The following is a 15695-nucleotide window of genomic DNA, read 5'->3' on the forward strand; positions in this document are numbered from 1 at the left end:
GCACGGCTTACGCCGCCACGATCTCCTGGCGCTGCTCGCCGAGGCCCTCGATGCCGAGCGTCACGACGTCGCCGACATTGAGGAAGGTCGGCGGCTTCATGCCGAGGCCGACGCCGGGCGGGGTGCCTGTCGTGATGACGTCGCCGGGCAGCAGCGTCATGAACTGCGAGACATAGGAGATGCACTTGGCCATGGAGAAGATCATGGTCTTGGTCGAACCGGTCTGGCGGCGCTGGCCGTTGACGTCCAGCCACATCGACAGGTTCTGCACGTCCTTGATCTCGTCCTTGGTTGCAAGCCACGGTCCGAGCGGGCCGAACGTGTCGTGCGACTTGCCCTTGGTCCACTGTCCCAGGCGCTCGATCTGGAAGGCGCGCTCGGAGACGTCGTTGCAGACGCAGTAGCCGGCGACGTGGTTCAGCGCGTCGGCTTCCGAGACATATTTCGCACGGGTGCCGATGATCGCGGCGATCTCGACTTCCCAGTCGAGCTTGGTCGAGCCGCGCGGCTTTTCGACCGCATCGTTCGGGCCGGACAGCGACGTGTTGGCCTTCATGAAGATGATCGGCTCGCTCGGGATATCGGCGCCAGTCTCCTTGGCATGGTCGGAGTAGTTGAGGCCGATCGCGACGAATTTCGAGATGCCGGTGACGGGGGCGCCGAACCGCGGCTTGCCGGAGACCGCCGGGAGCGAGGCGGGATCTAGGCCTGCCAGCTTCTTCAGGCTCTCGGGCGAATAGGCCTCGCCGGTGAGGTCCTTCAGATGCGCCGACAGGTCGCGCAACTGGCCGGATTTGTCGATCAGGCCGGGCTTTTCCGCACCCTTCTCGCCATAACGAACAAGCTTCATTCTCGTTTCTCCCTAGGAATGGACCGATCGGTTAAGCAGCTTCATGGAACAGGGCGAGGGGAAATTCAACCGCCCAGAGCGGGGCGCATTGCAGCCCTCTGGATTCGATGGGCGGACGGCGCTCTCGTGTCCCGGACGCGGCGCGGCATGAAATGACGCGACGCAGAGCCGGGATCCAGATACATGGGCCCCGGCTTAGCAGCGCATCACTTCGTGCTGCGCAGCATCCGGGGCACGAGACCTAGGCCAGCGCCACAAACCTGAATGCCTCTCCATCCCGCCTGATATGCCCGGCCGAGAAATGGCCGCCGATCACCAAGGTCGGCGTGTCGGCAAAGCGGCCGAACAATTCGCGCCGTGTCTTTGCAGATTGGCTCTGGTCGGAGTCCGCGGTCGAGGACCAGTCGAGATGCGCCATCTGGCAGGGGTGATGGGCGACGTCACCCGTGAGCAGACCCTGTTCGCCGTCCGATCGGATGAGAATGCTCATATGGCCGGGACTGTGGCCGGGGGTCGGGATCATGCTGATCTCCCCGCAGAGCTGGTGGTCGCTCGGGATCAGATCGGCCCGGCCGGCGTCGACGATCGGCTGCACGGAATCCTCGAACACGGCTCGCTTGTCCGGCTCGGTCGAATGTTCCAGCCAGTGCTCGTATTCGGTCTTGCCGAAGACATAGCGTGCCTTGGCAAAGGTCGGCACCCATCGGCCGTCGACCAGCCGCGTATTCCAGCCGACATGATCGACGTGAAGATGCGTGCACAGCACAGTGTCGATGCTGTCCGGCGCAAAACCGGCTGCCATCATCGTCGCGAGGAACGGCGTGGTGCGGTTGTTCCAGGTCGGAACATTGCGGCCCTGCTTGTCGTTGCCGAGGCCGGTGTCGACAACGATGCGGCGCGACGGCGTCTCCAGCACCAGCGAATGGATCGACATTTTCAGCCGGCCCTCTTCGGTGGCGAAATGCGGGATCAGCCAGGGAAGTTTCTGGATCTCTGCGTTGCTCGCGAGCGGCAGGATGAAGCGGGTCGAGCCGACCGTCTCCAGCTCCACAATCTTGGTGATTTTGACCTGGCCGACCTTCCACTGCATCCGCCGCCTTCCCATGTTTTTGCCTTGATGCCGAAAGATGCGCCGTTTCCGTCATCGAGCGCAATGGATCATCTGACGCGGTGCGGCGTTATCGCGGGAACCCCAGGAAAAAGCCGAAGAGGAAGCCATGCCAGAGCTTGCGATTTCCGCGGAGAAAGTCGCCTTCATCATCGAGAAGGCGCGTGAATTCGACGTCAAAGAGGGGGATTCCGATCCGGATTCCGGCTCGAACCCGACCGATGACGACGCGGTCGACGTCCTCGAAGACGATGGCTCCGATCCTGTCGTCCAAGAGCTCGGCAGCTTCATGATCGCCTTGAACGAGGACGAGCAGCTTGATCTCGTCGCGCTGACGTGGCTCGGTCGCGGCGACGGCACCATCGATGACTGGGACGATTTGCGCGCCCGCGCGGTGGAGGCGCGCACCGAATATCGCAGCCCCCGCCGCGAAACGGTGCATTACCTGCTCGGCGAGCCGATGCTGGGCGATCTGCTCGCAGGCGGGCTCGACGAATTCGGCATCGACTGGACCGACGAGCGCACGACGGCCGATTCGTCCGCTCCCAGTCGGCAGGACGAAGACGAGCCGACGAAACAGCGGTGATCTTGCTGACCTCGCCCCGCTTGCGGGGAGAGGTCGATCGCAAAGCGATCGGGTGAGGGGGACTCTCCGCGAGTCCAACTCTCACCGTGTTTGCCGAAGCAGCCCCTCACCCCAGCCCTTTCGGCGCGAGCGAAGCTCGTCGCGGCCCCGTAAGAACGGGGAGAGGGAGAGGACCGGTCACAACGTCCCCGGGAATGCGCCGCCATCCAGCAGGATATTCTGGCCCGTAATGAAGCCGGCCTTGGCGCCGCACAGGAAGGCGCAGGCATAGCCGAACTCGTCGGGCTGGCCGAAGCGCCCGGCGGGATTGAGCTTGGCGCGCTCGGTCAGGATCTGCTCGGCCGAGACGCCGCGCTTGTCAGCCTCGGCCTTTGCGGTGCCGGTGAGACGGTCGGTCTCGAACGGGCCGGGCAGCAGGCCGTTGATGGTGACGTTGTTGATCACGGTCTTGCGCGACAGGCCGGCGATGAAGCCGGTGAGGCCGGCGCGCGCGCCGTTGGAGAGGCCGAGGATGTCGATCGGCGCCTTCACCGCGGCCGAGGTGATGTTGACGATGCGGCCGAACTTGCGCGCCATCATGCCGTCCACGGTCGCCTTGATCAGCTCGATCGGCGTCAGCATGTTGGCGTCGATCGCCTTGATCCAGTCGTCACGGGTCCAGTTGCGGAAATCGCCGGGCGGCGGGCCGCCGGCGTTGTTGATCAGGATGTCGGGCTCGGGGCAGGCCTTCAGCACGGCCTCGCGGCCCGCCGGCGTCGTGATGTCGCCGACGATCTCGGTGACCTTCACATCAGGATAGGCTTTCCGGATCTCGTCCGCCGTCTTCTTCAGCGCCTCGGCGCCGCGCGCGGTCAGCGTGACGTCGACGCCGGCCTCCGCCAGCGAGATGGCGCAGGCACGACCGAGGCCCTTGCTGGATGCGCAGACGATGGCGCGGCGACCTTTGATCCCAAGATCCACTGTTTCACTCCCGTAATGTCAGGCAGGTTTTGGATGGCGCCCACTTTAGCCAACATCGGCGTCGCTGATAAGGCACGGGCTCGCATCAAAATGCATGCACCTCGCCGCTAGCGATGCAAATGCGACAGATCAGATGCGCTGTTCCTGCTTGAGGCGGTCTATCGCGGAGGTCGCTTCCGGGGGCAGCGACTTGAAGCCCATCTGACCCGCCGTCGAGAACAGCGGCCGCAGATGCGAGCCGGCGAGAAAAGGCGGCTGTCTGTTGGCCGGCACGATCTGGTCAAACACCAGGACCAGCGTGGTGGCGACGAGACCGACCCTGACGGCGCCGAGCGCGGCACCGCCGAGCCGGTCGCCGATGCCGGCGTCGCGGATCGTGTCGTTCAGCGCCAGGCGGCCGATATAGCCGAACAGCATGCCGACCACCACGAAGATTCCGAACAGCCAGATCCAGTTCTGCAGCAATGGCGCATCCGGATTGCCGGCGATCTGCGGCACGATCAACGGCATCAGCGCGACCGCGATCGGAGCAGCGAGGAGATAGGCGAGGATGGTCATGGCGCTGCGGAGCAGGCCGGTCCTGAAGCCGAAGCCGACCGCGATGGCGAGCGCGGCGTAGACGGCGAGATCGAAATTGTTCATCAGCAAAACCCTGCCCTCGACGGAACGAATGAACGCCGGACCGATCATTCCGGTTTCAGATCGCTAAAATCGTCTGTATTGATGGCTCCAAGAGCGTAGGGTCTATCGCCAATGTCAGGCCTATTTGACGTCAGTAAAGAAACCATCCTCGTCACGGGCGCGAGCCAGGGGCTGGGGCGGCAATTTGCCCGGGTGCTCGCCGCCCACGGGGCAGCCGTCGCGCTCGCGGCGCGTCAGGCCGACAAGCTGAAGAGCCTGGAGGAGGAGATCCGCGGCAAGGGCGGCCGCGCCGCCGCGGTCGCGCTCGACGTCACCGACACGGCCTCGATCGCCCGGGCCGTCGACGCAGCAGAGGCCGCGCTCGGTCCCGTCACGGTGCTGATCAACAATGCCGGCATCGCCATCGAGAAACTCGCCACCGAGCAGACCGAAGCGGATTGGGACGCGGTGATCGGTGCAAATCTCAAGGGCGCCTATTTCCTCGCGACGGAAGTCGCGCGGCGCATGATCGCCCGCAAGCAGTCAGGCAACATCGTCAACATCGCCTCCGTGCTCGGCACCGGCGTCCTGAAGGCGGTGTCGCCTTACGCGATCTCCAAGGCCGGCATCATCCAGGCGACGAAGGCGATGGCGCTGGAGCTCGCCGGCCAGAACATCCGCATCAACGCGCTCGCGCCCGGCTATATCGACACCGAGATGAACCACGCCTTCTGGTCGACGCCGGCCGGCGAGCGCCTGGCCAAACGCATCCCGCAGCGCCGTGTCGGCGCCGAGTCCGATCTCGACGGCGCGATTCTGCTGCTGGCGTCACAGGCGTCGCGGTACATGACGGGGAGCGTGATCACGGTCGACGGTGGTTTCCTGCTCAATTGAGCCCGGCTGTCGTCCCGGACAAGCGCACCTCAAGCGCGCGCAGATCCGGGACCCATAGCCACAGGGAGAAATTTGGCGAGGACTCGGAGTTATCATCTCGTGCCACAACTCCTCCCTGTGGTTATGGGTCCCCGCGTTCGCGGGGACGACACCGAGAATGACGTGGCAGCGCCGACTAACTCGCCCGCATCTCCGCCCTGATCATATCCGCCGCCTTCTCTCCGATCATGATGGTCGGCGCGTTGGTGTTGCCGCCGATCAGCGTCGGCATGATCGAGGCGTCGACGACGCGCAATGCCTCGACGCCGTGCACCTTCAGTGCCGGATCGACCACGGCAAGCGCATCCGTCCCCATCTTGCAGGTGCCAACGGGGTGATAGACGGTGTCGACGCGATCGCGCAAAATGTTGCGGATGTCGTCGTCGGTTCGCACGTCGGACGTGAACATGTCCTTCTTCTGCAGCGCGCGCAGCGCCGGCGTCTCCATCAGACGGCGCGTGGTCTTGAAGCCCGCGACCATCCTCTCGAGATCCTCCTCTTCGCCCAAAAAGTTCGGATCGATCAAGGGCGCTGCGAGCGGATCGGCGCTCTTCAGGGACACGCTGCCGCGGCTCTTCGGCCGCAGCAGGCAGACGTGACACGAGAAGCCCGCCTCCTTGTGCTTCTTGCGGCCGTGGTCGTCGAGCATCGCGATGACGAAGTGGAGCTGGATGTCAGGCACGTCGAGATCGGGCCGGGTTTTCAAAAAGCCGCCGCACTCGGCGAAATTGGTGGTCATCAGGCCGCGTCGTTCGCTGCGATAGCGCTGGATGGCACGGAGCAGGGACGGCAACCGTCCGAGCGAGGCATGAACGAAGTGCGGAAAGTCGGAGGCGTAGACGAACACGAAATCCGGGTGGTCCTGCAGATTGCGCCCGACGCCGGGCAGATGGTGCACGACGCCAATGCCGTGCTTGCCAAGCGCATCTCCATCGCCGATGCCCGACAACATCAGCATCTGCGGTGACTGGAAGGCGCCGCCAGCAAGGATCACCTCGCGGCGCGCGCGCAGCTGCTTCGTCTGCTTGCCCTGCACATATTCGACGCCGACGGCGCGCCCGCCCTCGAACAGGATTTTCGTGGCGTGTGCGCCCGTCTCGACGCGCAGATTGGCTCGCTTGCCGATGTGGGGATGCACATAGGCGCGCGCCGCGCTCCAGCGTTCGCCATTGTGCTGCGTCACCTGATAGCTGCCGAGCCCTTCGTGATCCTCACCATTGAAGTCCTCGCGAATGCGGAACTGCGCCTCGCGCGCGGCCTGATGGAAGACATCATGGATCGGATTGTCCGCGCGCAGCCGGTTGACATGCAGCGGGCCGCCCTTGCCGTGATACTCGCCGTCGAAATCGGAATTGTTCTCGGAAGCCTTGAAATAGGGCAGCACGTCCGCATACGACCAGCCGGCATTGCCGAGCGAAGCCCAGTGGTCGTAGTCCCATTTGTGGCCGCGGATGTAGACCATGGCGTTGATCGCCGAGGAGCCGCCAAGACCCTTGCCGCGCGGCTGATAGCCGATGCGGCCGTTCAATCCCACTTGCGGTACGGTATCGAAAGCCCAGTTGGCCGTTTTGTAAGGCAGAGCAAGCCCAAACGGTGTGGTGATGCGCCAATTGTCGTTCGTCCCGCCCGCATCGAGCAGCGCCACGGACGTCGCCGCATCCTCCGACAGCCTTCCTGCGACCGTGCAGCCGCCGGAGCCCGCGCCCGCGACGACGAAATCGAATGTGTCAGTCACTGATGCTTCCCCCATTTCCTTCGTCATTCCGGGGCGCGCCCCTTGGCGCGAGCCCGGAATCCATAACCCCGACTGGTGGATATGGATTCCGGGCTCGACGCTTCGCGTCGCCCCGGAATGACGAGCAACTACGACATGAACCGCATCAATTTCTCCAGCCGCGCGATCTTGCCGCCATAGGGCGGATAGAGGTCGGCGAGGCGGTTGAACTTGGAGCGATAGAACACCGGCTTCAGCTTGCTGAACGTGCGAAAGCCCCATTCGCCGTGATAGGCGCCGGTGCCGGATGCGCCCACGCCGCCCATCGGCTGGTTGATTTGCGTGAAGTGAAACAGGCAGTCGTTGATTGTGACGCCGCCGGAGATGGTGCGCGCCAGCACCTCGTCGCGCGCGGTGCCGTCCTTGCCGAACCAGTACAGCGCCAGCGGCCGGTCGCGATGGTTGATGAAGGCGATGGCATCAGTGGGATCGCAATAGCTGAGAACGGGGAGCACCGGCCCAAAAATCTCCTCCTGCATCGCCGCCATCGCTTCGGTCGCACCGACGATCAGCGTCGGCGGGAATTTGCGATGCGCCTTCCAGTTCGGATCGTCCGCCTTCGCCGGCTGCAGGATTTTTGCGCCGCGCTGCGCCGCGTCCGCGACAAGGCCTTCGAGCCGCGCATAATGCCGGTCCGAGATGATCGAGGTGTAGTCCTTGTTCGAGGGATCGGTGCCGAACATCCGCCGCATCTGGGCGCGCACCTTCTCGGCGAAGGCCTGCAACGAGCGCTCCGGCACCAGCACATAGTCCGGCGCGATGCAGGTCTGCCCGGCATTGAGCAGCTTGCCGTAGGCGATGCGCTCGGCCGCTTCATCGAGGTCGGCCGAGGCGTCGATGATCGCAGGCGACTTGCCGCCGAGCTCGAGGGTAACCGGCGTCAGGTTACGCCCCGCGGCCTCCGCGACCAGCCGCCCAACCCGGGTCGAGCCGGTGAATACGAGGTGATCGAACGGCAGGCGCGCAAACGCCTCTGCGATCTCGCCCTCGATGCCGGTGACGAGCAGCTCGGTCGCATCGAATCGCGCGGCGACCGTCTCCTTCAGCAGGCCTGCGAAGTGCGGCGTGAGCTCGCTCGGCTTGATCAGGACGCGGTTGCCGGCGGCGAGCGCGCCGATCGCGGGCGCGAGCGTGAGCTGGAGCGGATAATTCCAGGGCGCGATGATGCCGACGACGCCGAGCGGCTGCGGCATCAGCCGGTTGCGCGCGGGCAGGAATTGCAGCGCGGTCGCGACCCGCTGCGGCGCCATCCATCTCTTGAGGTGCTTTGTGGCATGCCGGATCTCGGAAAACAGCAGCATAGTCTCGGCGATGGTGGTCTCGACCGCCGAGCGGTGGCCGAAATCGGCCGAGATCGCCTGCCGGAAACGCTCTTCGTTGTCGGCGACCACGGCACGCAGCCGCGCCAGCCGGTCGAGCCGCTCGGCAAGGCCGGCCGGCGGCTCGTCCCGCGACCGCGCGACCATGGCGTGGAAGGCCTCCTCCAGTGCTCCGACCGGGGCGCTCGTCAGGGATTTGTCCACGGGCGTTCCTCCCTCAAGGGCGCGTGTCAGCCTTAATCTTGTTGCCGCAAGCTGGCCCTTTGTGGAACTTCTGGCAAGAGCGCGCGGAACGCAGCCGAAATCGGTCGCTTCCGCTGTCATAAAGTCGAAAAAAACGTTCCCGCGGCCCTTTCCAAAGGCAGCTCGGGTTGGTACATACGCCCCGCACCCGAGGGCTTTGCCCGGGGTTGCCTTCCAAGGAAGCCTTTGGGACGGACGAGAAAAGCCACGCGAACAGCGCCGGCCTCAACCGACCGTCCCCGGGATCTAACTGAAGGCACGCAAGTGTTTAACGCGGGGTGGAGCAGCCCGGTAGCTCGTCAGGCTCATAACCTGAAGGTCATAGGTTCAAATCCTATCCCCGCAACCACTGATACCGACACTCCCGTAGCCGAGGCTGCGGGAGTTTTGGTTTGTGCCGCCTTTTCCGCGTTACGCGCAGCAGTCCAGCTCAGGATTGTGCCCAAATCACCATGGAGGGTGGCGTCGATTTGGCCGCGCTTGGCACCCGGCCGGAGAACGATGCGTTCGATCAGACCACGAAGAGCCTGGGCGGCCTCGGCCCGGTCTTCAGGACGGTTCAAAGCCTCAGTGAGGTGGGCGACCTTCTTGGCGTAGACTTGCGAGGCGCTCGGGAGAATGTCCGGGGTATCGGCAGGAGCTTCGGCGAGCAGGGCAGAGAGCTCGGTTTTGCGAGCCTCCAGCGCATCCATCGCCGCGATCATCGACTGCTGGAACATGCCCTCCTTGATCGCTTCGACCATTCCATGGATTTGCTTTTCTACCTTCGCCAGTTCAGCGCGCCAAGCATCGCCGCGGGCTCGCCGGTCTCGGTTCAGCCGGTTCATCTCCTCAGCATAGGCGCGCATTGCTTCTGCGATGACGTTTGGCGCCAGCAACCGGTCCTTCAGCCCGCCCAATACGCGATGTTCGAGTTCGCTCCGCGCCAAGGTGCGGCCGTTCGAACAGGACCCGTTGCTGACATGTGCCGAGCAGACGAAGCGATCGGGTCCGCGCAGTGAACAGGGGCCATCGCATAAGCCGCAGAGGACAAGTCCCGAGAACAACGACTTTGGGCGACGAGCACTGTTAAGTCGTTTGTTCGAATGGTGCTCGCGGACAGCTACTGTCACATTGATAAATTTTTCGGCGATCTCGCTTTGCTTGGCTTTCACCCGATCCCAGAGTTCATCCTCGATGATGCGAAGCTCTGGAACTTTGGTGACGATCCAGTCGGCCTCCGGATTGAGACGCGAGATGCGTTTCCCCGTCGAAGGATTCTTAATGTAATGCAGCCGATTCCAAACGAGGCGTCCCACGTAAAGCTCGTTATTGATGATCCCGGTGCCGCGCTTGACATGGCCCCGGATCGTCGTGTCATTCCACAGCTGGGTCTCAGGGCCGGCTATGCCTTCGGCATTGAGCTTCACCGCGATCGCTCGCGGACTGATGCCAGCGGCGAAGTCCCGAAAGATGCGCCGGATTACGCCGGCCTGGGCCGGATCGATCTCTCGGTCTCCCCGGATACGATCTCCGCGCTCGTCGAGCCGTTTGATAACGCGGTATCCGTAGCAAAGCCCGCCACCTGACTTTCCACCCTCTACCCGACCTCGCAAACCACGGTGCGTCTTCGCAGCGAGGTCCTTCAGAAATAGAGCATTCAGTCCCTTTTAGACCGACGTGAAGCTCGGTGATTTCCCCTTCGGCCAAGGTGACGATCGGAACCCCGGCAAAGCGCAGTTGCTTGAACAGGGTCGCCACGTCCGCTTGGTCGCGGCTGATGCGATCGAGCGCCTCAGCGAGCACGATATCGAACGCACGGCTCTGAGCATCCTGCAACAGGGCTTGGATGCCCGGACGAAGGATCATGCTCGCACCGGAAATTCCGGCATCCTTGTAAGAATTGACGATCGTCCACTTCTCACGCATCGTGCGTTCTCTGCAAATACGAAATTGGTCTTCGATCGAGGCGTCACGTTGATTGTCAGACGAGTATCGGGCATAGAGCGCAACTCGCGTCATTGACTTGTCCTTGCATTCCGCTTTGCGCCGGCACATGGCGCCGTGAAGCAAAAAATATCGAATGAACGCGGCATTTATATGCCGTGCACACCCGGATATGTGATGCAAGGAAAGGCTATCGCGGCGCCCTGGAGTGAACTAAAAGACGCTGCGCTGTGTGCGTCTTTGCTCATATCCCATTTGCTGGTACTCGAGAGCTCCATCTACACAATGGCGATGTGCGATGAGCGTCGGCTAAGCCGCGCCTAGATTGTGCTGGTTTCTTTCTCGGGCGAGGCACAAGCTGATCGACGATCTTTGATATCGTCACGGGCCATTTGTCGTCCGATAAGCCGGGCGAGGCGAAGGATTGAGTGCTCGGAAGGCTTCGCCTGATTGACTGCTTCCGCTATGGTCGGAAGCCTTGAATTTTCGACGCTCTTGATTTTCAACGCTGTGCCTCCGCTGGGCACAGTCAAAACAAAGCTTCCGTGGACTTGAAAGTACGCGAGGACGTCGAGGCGGTCTTCGGATACATCTTCGTATAAGTGGGCCGCTTCGAAGTCGAATCCGCCGGCCTCTTCATGTCAATTCGGACGGGACTCGCAAGGATCGCCTAACAAGCGGGTCAACCTCACCGACACCGCACGAAACCGCGAGACGTCCTGTCCTCGCAACATGCGGCTGAGAGAGGTCCGGCGACATCAGGTGTCCTAGCCCGTCATTGGGCGCGAGCGACCCCACCGCGCCACCAGAATTCACCATGTGCTTCCGGATGGCTCGTCAGGTCTTTGTCGCCGTCTTGGCAATCTCCGTCTCGACGCCGGTCGCGCAAGCCTTGGCGAATGAGTAATCCATGCTCGTGGACGCCACACTCTTCACGAATTCGCTGACGACGTTTTCCCTGGAGTAAGGGCCGGTCGCCTTGAACTTGGCGATAGCTCCATCCGCGGCTGTAAACTGAGCGACGCACAGCGGTACCAGAACCGACATCCTGCCACTGGTCTCCGCCGAGGCGCGCATGATTCTAGCGTTCTCCCCGGTGACCCAACCGCCCCAGGCAAATCCAATCGCCATGGTCGCCACCGCGCCGAAAGCGATTCCTTGAAGGAAGCGGGTCCGCGCCTCGCCTTGTAATATTGCAGGAAGTTTCATGATGGTTGGCCTTCCGTGAGCGCATGAGGACGTGCATCGGCGCTGCTGACGCACGTTGGTAAACCCAATTTTATGATTGCGCCTTCCGATGGCACGTGAGCTGCTACTACGACGATACGCGGCGACTTCGGAGGTCGCTGCTTTCTGGGCAGCTTCAAGGTGAGCATCCGCCAACCTCTAGCCGAACACTATATCCCTGGAGTGACCGTGTAAATGGAGTGACCGTGTAAATGACGATCCGCTCTGGCTCGACTGCAGATCCAGGCCGCGCGACGAGCCGCGGCCGCTTCCCCTAGTCAGACGAGCCGCTTTGCCAGAGCGTCACGGCTACGACGAGCCGAGTGTAATTGGCGTGTCTGAATTCCTCATCCCAACGGATAAGATCGTAAGCGATCTTGTGCGGCGTATAGGCACGGAAGTTGAAGCCAGCCGAGAGATGCCGCGCAGCGGCACCTTCCATGGCCTCCTTGGTGATCTCCGTCATACGGCGCCTTTTTTGCAAACCCGCCGAAAGACCTGCGCTGGACACCTGATCGTGTTCGGCGTCGTTGGCGCGGGGCGTTCGGACGCGCGATCGAGACTGAGTACCTTGAGCCACTGTAAGCACCCACGCTGCTAAACGTGCTTCCGCTCAAGGCCGGGCTCCTTGCTCGGGACCACGCTGCGCTTCCCGGTGGGGAATAGCCAGTGAAATCGGCGCCGCGCTCAAGGCAAGCGTTCACTGGAACCCTAAGCGGCCGGGTTGATTAGCTCAAGAGCGGAACGAAATGGCCTGATGCGCCACCTCGCAGGCATGACTGTCTCCGCCTCTCAGTGTCGCGGCGGCGCGGTTGTCACACTCCAATTGAATGATGTCCAATATGTCTGGGTCGAAAGCGGTTCGTCAGAAGTCACCAGCGGCGACAGGTGAGCAAGGCCGGGTAGTTCGGCTAACGCTTGAGCTTCTCGATCAGGTTGACGCTTGGGCACTCAGCCAGAAGCGAAGGCCCAACCGATCAGAAGCGATACAGCTGCTGGTGAAGACGGCGCTGGACGGCCTGCGTGATCGGTCTATGCGCCAAGCTCCGAAGTCGAAGCGTGAGAGCTCTCGGATCCGGGCAAAGGAGCTGGCCTCTGACGCAATCGACGGGATGGGCGATGCGGATGCGACATCTGAAGACAGGGCAAGCCGGAAGGGGAAACTAATGAAGGGCCCCGAAGAATTTCGCAACGTGCGGCGGGACAGATCGAACAGTTGAGGCTGATCGTGTGACAGGACGACAGCCGTATCGATGTCCGAGTCGTCAGGCAAGCGACACACCGATTGGTGGGACTATATGTGATCCAATTTTCTGGAGCGCTCCATGAATCGGTATTTCTTTGACATCCAAAGTGGTCGCGATTTCTTTGCAGACGAGGAAGGTCTACCCCTTCCCAATCTGAAAGCCGCCGAAGTCAAAGCAATGCAAACCTTGACTGGAATCGCCAAGGAATCCGTCTTCCAAAGCAAGCGGCCGGATTTGGCAGTGGAAGTGCGCTCGAGCACCGAACAGCTGTTCTGCGTTTCGATAGTCCATCGGAACTCGAGCACCACGCATTGAAGCCGGTTCCCAAAGGCCAATAGAGTCCTGCTCGCTTGGATCCGCTACCGATCGATGCATAGGTGCGCCGGTCTTGCCGCGGCGTGAGTGTAGCGATCGCTTTCCGACACACCCACATCCGGCACGGCAAGGGCAAAACGACCGTTGTCCCGAAGGTTCGGCCAAAGTCGAGCGATTCTCCGAAAGTCGCGCGGTTCCTCGCAGGCGAAGTCAGTTGTGACAGCCGCGAAGCCAGTGACTATACTCTAGACTCGGCGCTTCGGAGTGCAGGCACGGCATTCGCGAGCGGAGGGCTTGTGCCTGCTCGATCGAGGGCTCGCGTCATCTACTTGGGGGGGCCGGCTTGAGCAATTCCACTGAGCGGCCAACGTACGAACGCCTGGCTGACTTCATTCGACAGAACCAGGCTCCGATCGTGAAGGAATGGACGGAGTTCGCTCGAACTCTATCACCGGCCAGCGACCGGATGACGAAGTTGGCTCTGGAAGATCATATCGTCGATCTTCTCGGGTTCGTGGCGGACGACCTCGAAACCGCACAAACCCCGCGGGAGCAATTTGATAAATCGCGAGGCGACGGCACGAATGATAGCGCCTTTTCTCAAAGCGCGGCTGAACTCCATGCCGCTCTGCGTCTGGCCGACGGCTTTGACATCGATCAGATGGTGTCGGAATACAGGGCGCTTCGCGCAAGCGTGGTCAAGCAATGGGTTGCCCACCATCGGAGCCTTGCGGACACCGATATCGAGGACTTGACGCGGTTCAACGAAGCGATCGATCAGGCCGTGACCGAGTCGGTTGCCCACTATACGAAGACGATAAACGACTCGCGCAACCTGTTTCTGGGCGTCCTCGGCCACGACCTGCGCAATCCTCTCGGTGCCGTTTCAATGGGCGCTCAGTGGATGGAGCGATCTGGGACAACCGACGCAAAGCAGGCCAGGGTAGTTTCCGAGATCAGGCTGGCGGCCGGGCGGGCGACACAAATTCTGAACGATCTGCTCGATCTCACCCGCTCGTCCTTCGGCACTCAAATCCCCGTCACAAAGACCAACAACGACGTTGCGGCTTTGTGTCAGGAAATCGCGGATGAGTTTCGCGCCGTCAACCCAGATCGGAAACTTGAGGTCACGAAGGAGGGCGATCCGTTGGTTTCCTGCGACCCCGCCCGCCTTGGACAGGTGCTGTCCAACCTGATGGGCAACGCAGTCCATTATGGCGACGCAGCGTCGCCCATCACGGTGACTGTCGCAGGTAACGATCCCGATGCTATGACCATCGAAGTGCACAATCTCGGAACCTCGATCCCGCTTGATGCGCAAAAATCAATCTTCCAATCCTGGACGCGAGGCCAGGAAGTCGGTGACCCGTCGGAGCACAGTACCCACCTTGGCCTTGGCCTCCACATCGCGAAATTGATCGTCGAAGCCCATGGCGGCGAGATCTCTGTGGTATCCAGCGAACAAACAGGCACGCGCTTTTCAATCCGACTGCCGCGCAAATGACCAGTCATGCTTCCTTATGGAAAGGGCTTGCGGCGTCGACGCGCTAACCTTGCGGCGATGATCGGGCAAGGCCGCTGGACGCACATTGCCGAGCGAGGCGAGTGCTGCGGTCATTCGGCGGAAGTCGTGGCGGCGCACGGCGAAACCTCTCGCTAACCGTTAGCCGCATTGGGTCCGCCAGAAAGACTGATCAGAAAAGAAGCGGCCATTCGGAACGCCGGCTGCTGCGATGGCTTAAAGGCGTGACTGCGGGATATCCCGGCCGGTGACGTCTCCTGCATTAGAAAGGACTAATATGCCAGAGCAAAGCTCTCCTCGTGGCAGTTGCGTCTTGGTCGTCGAGGATGAACCAATGCTCCTCTTGATGGCGAACGACCTCGTCGAGGATGCGGGACTGCATCCGCTGCTTGCCGGCAATGCCGATGAGGCCATCAGAATACTCGAAGCCCGACAGGATGTCTGCGTTGTCTTCACAGATGTCAGGATGCCTGGTTCGATGGACGGCGTTGGGCTCGCGGAAGCCGTTCGCGAAAGATGGCCACCGATCAGGCTCCTGATCGTCTCGGGCCATCTCGTCAAAGGTTCTGAGCTGCCCGATGGGGCAAGGTTCTTCCACAAGCCGTACCCGTCGGAGGCGATCATCTCGGCGCTCCGAGAGCTTGCTGCCTGACCGTGAAGAGCGTTGCTTGTCCGGCGCAACAGGTTGCTGAAGGGGCCTTTGGCGCCGCTATGATCAGTATTGACCAGCGCGTCGGACCGTAACTTGCTACTGTCATTGCATCACCGCGCGGCCCTCGGCATCTGTCGGTGACGAGAACGCTGTCGCGCTCCCGCCTTCCCTGGGAAAAGGAGCACGCTATGCAGCGACGCCGTCTCAAGCAGACCACCTCCTTTGAAGAACGCCTTGCCGAACACGGGCGAGTCCTTCGTCAAAAGGCAAAGTCGCTCCCGCCAGGTATCGAGCGGGAACACACAATCCGCAAAGCTCGGCAGGCGGAGACCGGGGCTCAAATCAGCGAATGGCTGTCCACACCCGGATTACCGGCTCCGGAATGAAGGAACGGGAGGGCATCCGGGACGTT

General features: G+C 62.1%; 16 protein-coding genes and 1 tRNA gene. 7 read left to right on the plus strand and 10 right to left on the minus strand.

Translation table 11 applies throughout. The features are described from left to right. Positions 1–7 precede the first annotated feature (7 nt). Together GDN70_RS07070 and GDN70_RS07075 are read right to left on the minus strand one after the other, a co-directional pair. Positions 8–850, minus strand: a complete 843-nt coding sequence (locus tag GDN70_RS07070) for a fumarylacetoacetate hydrolase family protein (protein ID WP_038973158.1) — start codon at positions 848–850, stop codon at positions 8–10. Positions 851–1091: 241 nt separating this feature from the next. Next, positions 1092–1940: an MBL fold metallo-hydrolase gene (locus tag GDN70_RS07075; RefSeq protein ID WP_038973159.1), complete on the minus strand. Its 849-nt coding sequence runs from the start codon at positions 1938–1940 to the stop codon at positions 1092–1094. 127 nt (positions 1941–2067) lie between these two features. On the opposite strand from GDN70_RS07075, the gene GDN70_RS07080 reads away from it, so the two are divergent. After that, a complete protein-coding gene (locus GDN70_RS07080; RefSeq protein WP_038973160.1) occupies positions 2068–2544 on the plus strand; it encodes a DUF3775 domain-containing protein in 477 nt (158 codons plus the stop codon). A gap of 177 nt (positions 2545–2721) precedes the next feature. Here the strand turns inward: GDN70_RS07080 and GDN70_RS07085 are convergent, their stop codons facing one another. Beyond that, positions 2722–3504: an SDR family oxidoreductase gene (locus tag GDN70_RS07085; protein ID WP_028140631.1), complete on the minus strand. Its 783-nt coding sequence runs from the start codon at positions 3502–3504 to the stop codon at positions 2722–2724. A 129-nt stretch (positions 3505–3633) separates the two neighbouring features. Beyond that, complete coding sequence (locus tag GDN70_RS07090) at positions 3634–4146, minus strand: CvpA family protein (RefSeq protein ID WP_038973167.1); 513 nt, start codon at positions 4144–4146, stop codon at positions 3634–3636. Between the two features lie 111 nt (positions 4147–4257). On the opposite strand from GDN70_RS07090, the gene GDN70_RS07095 reads away from it, so the two are divergent. Beyond that, complete coding sequence (locus GDN70_RS07095) at positions 4258–5019, plus strand: SDR family oxidoreductase (RefSeq protein WP_028140629.1); 762 nt, start codon at positions 4258–4260, stop codon at positions 5017–5019. A 175-nt stretch (positions 5020–5194) separates the two neighbouring features. Here GDN70_RS07095 and GDN70_RS07100 read toward each other — a convergent pair whose 3' ends face one another. Together GDN70_RS07100 and GDN70_RS07105 are read right to left on the minus strand one after the other, a co-directional pair. After that, complete coding sequence (locus GDN70_RS07100) at positions 5195–6793, minus strand: GMC family oxidoreductase (protein ID WP_038973161.1); 1599 nt, start codon at positions 6791–6793, stop codon at positions 5195–5197. Positions 6794–6921: 128 nt separating this feature from the next. Then, positions 6922–8298: a coniferyl aldehyde dehydrogenase gene (locus GDN70_RS07105; protein WP_249162421.1), complete on the minus strand. Its 1377-nt coding sequence runs from the start codon at positions 8296–8298 to the stop codon at positions 6922–6924. A 368-nt stretch (positions 8299–8666) separates the two neighbouring features. Here GDN70_RS07105 and GDN70_RS07110 point away from each other — a divergent pair. Further along, a tRNA-Met gene (locus tag GDN70_RS07110) sits at positions 8667–8743 on the plus strand. Here GDN70_RS07110 and GDN70_RS07115 read toward each other — a convergent pair. The 4 genes from GDN70_RS07115 to GDN70_RS07125 form a co-directional block, all read right to left on the minus strand. After that, positions 8700–9881, minus strand: a complete 1182-nt coding sequence (locus GDN70_RS07115) for a recombinase family protein (protein ID WP_371731593.1) — start codon at positions 9879–9881, stop codon at positions 8700–8702. The genes GDN70_RS07110 and GDN70_RS07115 overlap by 44 nt on opposite strands. After that, the gene (locus tag GDN70_RS35765; RefSeq protein WP_371731594.1) at positions 9769–10431 is read right to left on the minus strand and encodes a recombinase family protein; all 663 of its coding nucleotides are present in this window, start codon (positions 10429–10431) and stop codon (positions 9769–9771) included. The genes GDN70_RS07115 and GDN70_RS35765 overlap by 113 nt, the downstream gene beginning before the upstream one ends. Positions 10432–11157: 726 nt before the next feature. Further along, positions 11158–11529 (minus strand): hypothetical protein, encoded by a 372-nt coding sequence (locus GDN70_RS07120; RefSeq protein WP_049801952.1) that lies wholly within the window; start codon positions 11527–11529, stop codon positions 11158–11160. Between the two features lie 292 nt (positions 11530–11821). Continuing rightward, positions 11822–12013: a hypothetical protein gene (locus GDN70_RS07125; RefSeq protein ID WP_028149236.1), complete on the minus strand. Its 192-nt coding sequence runs from the start codon at positions 12011–12013 to the stop codon at positions 11822–11824. Between the two features lie 859 nt (positions 12014–12872). On the opposite strand from GDN70_RS07125, the gene GDN70_RS07135 reads away from it, so the two are divergent. The 4 genes from GDN70_RS07135 to GDN70_RS35430 all read left to right on the plus strand — a co-directional run bounded on the left by GDN70_RS07135 (position 12873) and on the right by GDN70_RS35430 (position 15669). Further along, positions 12873–13109, plus strand: coding sequence for a hypothetical protein (locus GDN70_RS07135; RefSeq protein WP_028140622.1), 237 nt, complete (start codon positions 12873–12875; stop codon positions 13107–13109). A 343-nt stretch (positions 13110–13452) separates the two neighbouring features. Beyond that, on the plus strand, positions 13453–14613 hold the full coding sequence (locus GDN70_RS07140; protein WP_028140621.1) for a sensor histidine kinase: 1161 nt from the start codon (positions 13453–13455) through the stop codon (positions 14611–14613). A gap of 352 nt (positions 14614–14965) precedes the next feature. Beyond that, the gene (locus GDN70_RS07145; RefSeq protein ID WP_240536497.1) at positions 14966–15283 is read left to right on the plus strand and encodes a response regulator; all 318 of its coding nucleotides are present in this window, start codon (positions 14966–14968) and stop codon (positions 15281–15283) included. Between the two features lie 188 nt (positions 15284–15471). After that, on the plus strand, positions 15472–15669 hold the full coding sequence (locus tag GDN70_RS35430; RefSeq protein WP_080670088.1) for a hypothetical protein: 198 nt from the start codon (positions 15472–15474) through the stop codon (positions 15667–15669). Positions 15670–15695: the final 26 nt, after the last annotated feature.

This window comes from Bradyrhizobium sp. TM102 (assembly GCF_009176685.1).
Classification (GTDB): Bacteria; Pseudomonadota; Alphaproteobacteria; order Rhizobiales; family Xanthobacteraceae; genus Bradyrhizobium; species Bradyrhizobium ottawaense.

Bases quoted from the DNA above. Each gene is read 5' to 3' on its own strand.
- GDN70_RS07105 (WP_249162421.1), bottom strand. From the start codon at position 8,298: ATGGTCGCGCGGTCGCGGGACGAGCCGCCGGCCGGCCTTGCCGAGCGG.
- GDN70_RS07090 (WP_038973167.1), bottom strand. From the start codon at position 4,146: ATGAACAATTTCGATCTCGCCGTCTACGCCGCGCTCGCCATCGCGGTC.
- GDN70_RS07080 (WP_038973160.1), top strand. From the start codon at position 2,068: ATGCCAGAGCTTGCGATTTCCGCGGAGAAAGTCGCCTTCATCATCGAG.
- GDN70_RS35430 (WP_080670088.1), top strand. From the start codon at position 15,472: ATGCAGCGACGCCGTCTCAAGCAGACCACCTCCTTTGAAGAACGCCTT.
- GDN70_RS07120 (WP_049801952.1), bottom strand. From the start codon at position 11,529: ATGAAACTTCCTGCAATATTACAAGGCGAGGCGCGGACCCGCTTCCTT.
- GDN70_RS07125 (WP_028149236.1), bottom strand. From the start codon at position 12,013: ATGACGGAGATCACCAAGGAGGCCATGGAAGGTGCCGCTGCGCGGCAT.
- GDN70_RS07095 (WP_028140629.1), top strand. From the start codon at position 4,258: ATGTCAGGCCTATTTGACGTCAGTAAAGAAACCATCCTCGTCACGGGC.
- GDN70_RS35765 (WP_371731594.1), bottom strand. From the start codon at position 10,431: ATGTGCCGGCGCAAAGCGGAATGCAAGGACAAGTCAATGACGCGAGTT.
- GDN70_RS07075 (WP_038973159.1), bottom strand. From the start codon at position 1,940: ATGCAGTGGAAGGTCGGCCAGGTCAAAATCACCAAGATTGTGGAGCTG.
- GDN70_RS07145 (WP_240536497.1), top strand. From the start codon at position 14,966: ATGCTCCTCTTGATGGCGAACGACCTCGTCGAGGATGCGGGACTGCAT.
- GDN70_RS07135 (WP_028140622.1), top strand. From the start codon at position 12,873: ATGAATCGGTATTTCTTTGACATCCAAAGTGGTCGCGATTTCTTTGCA.
- GDN70_RS07070 (WP_038973158.1), bottom strand. From the start codon at position 850: ATGAAGCTTGTTCGTTATGGCGAGAAGGGTGCGGAAAAGCCCGGCCTG.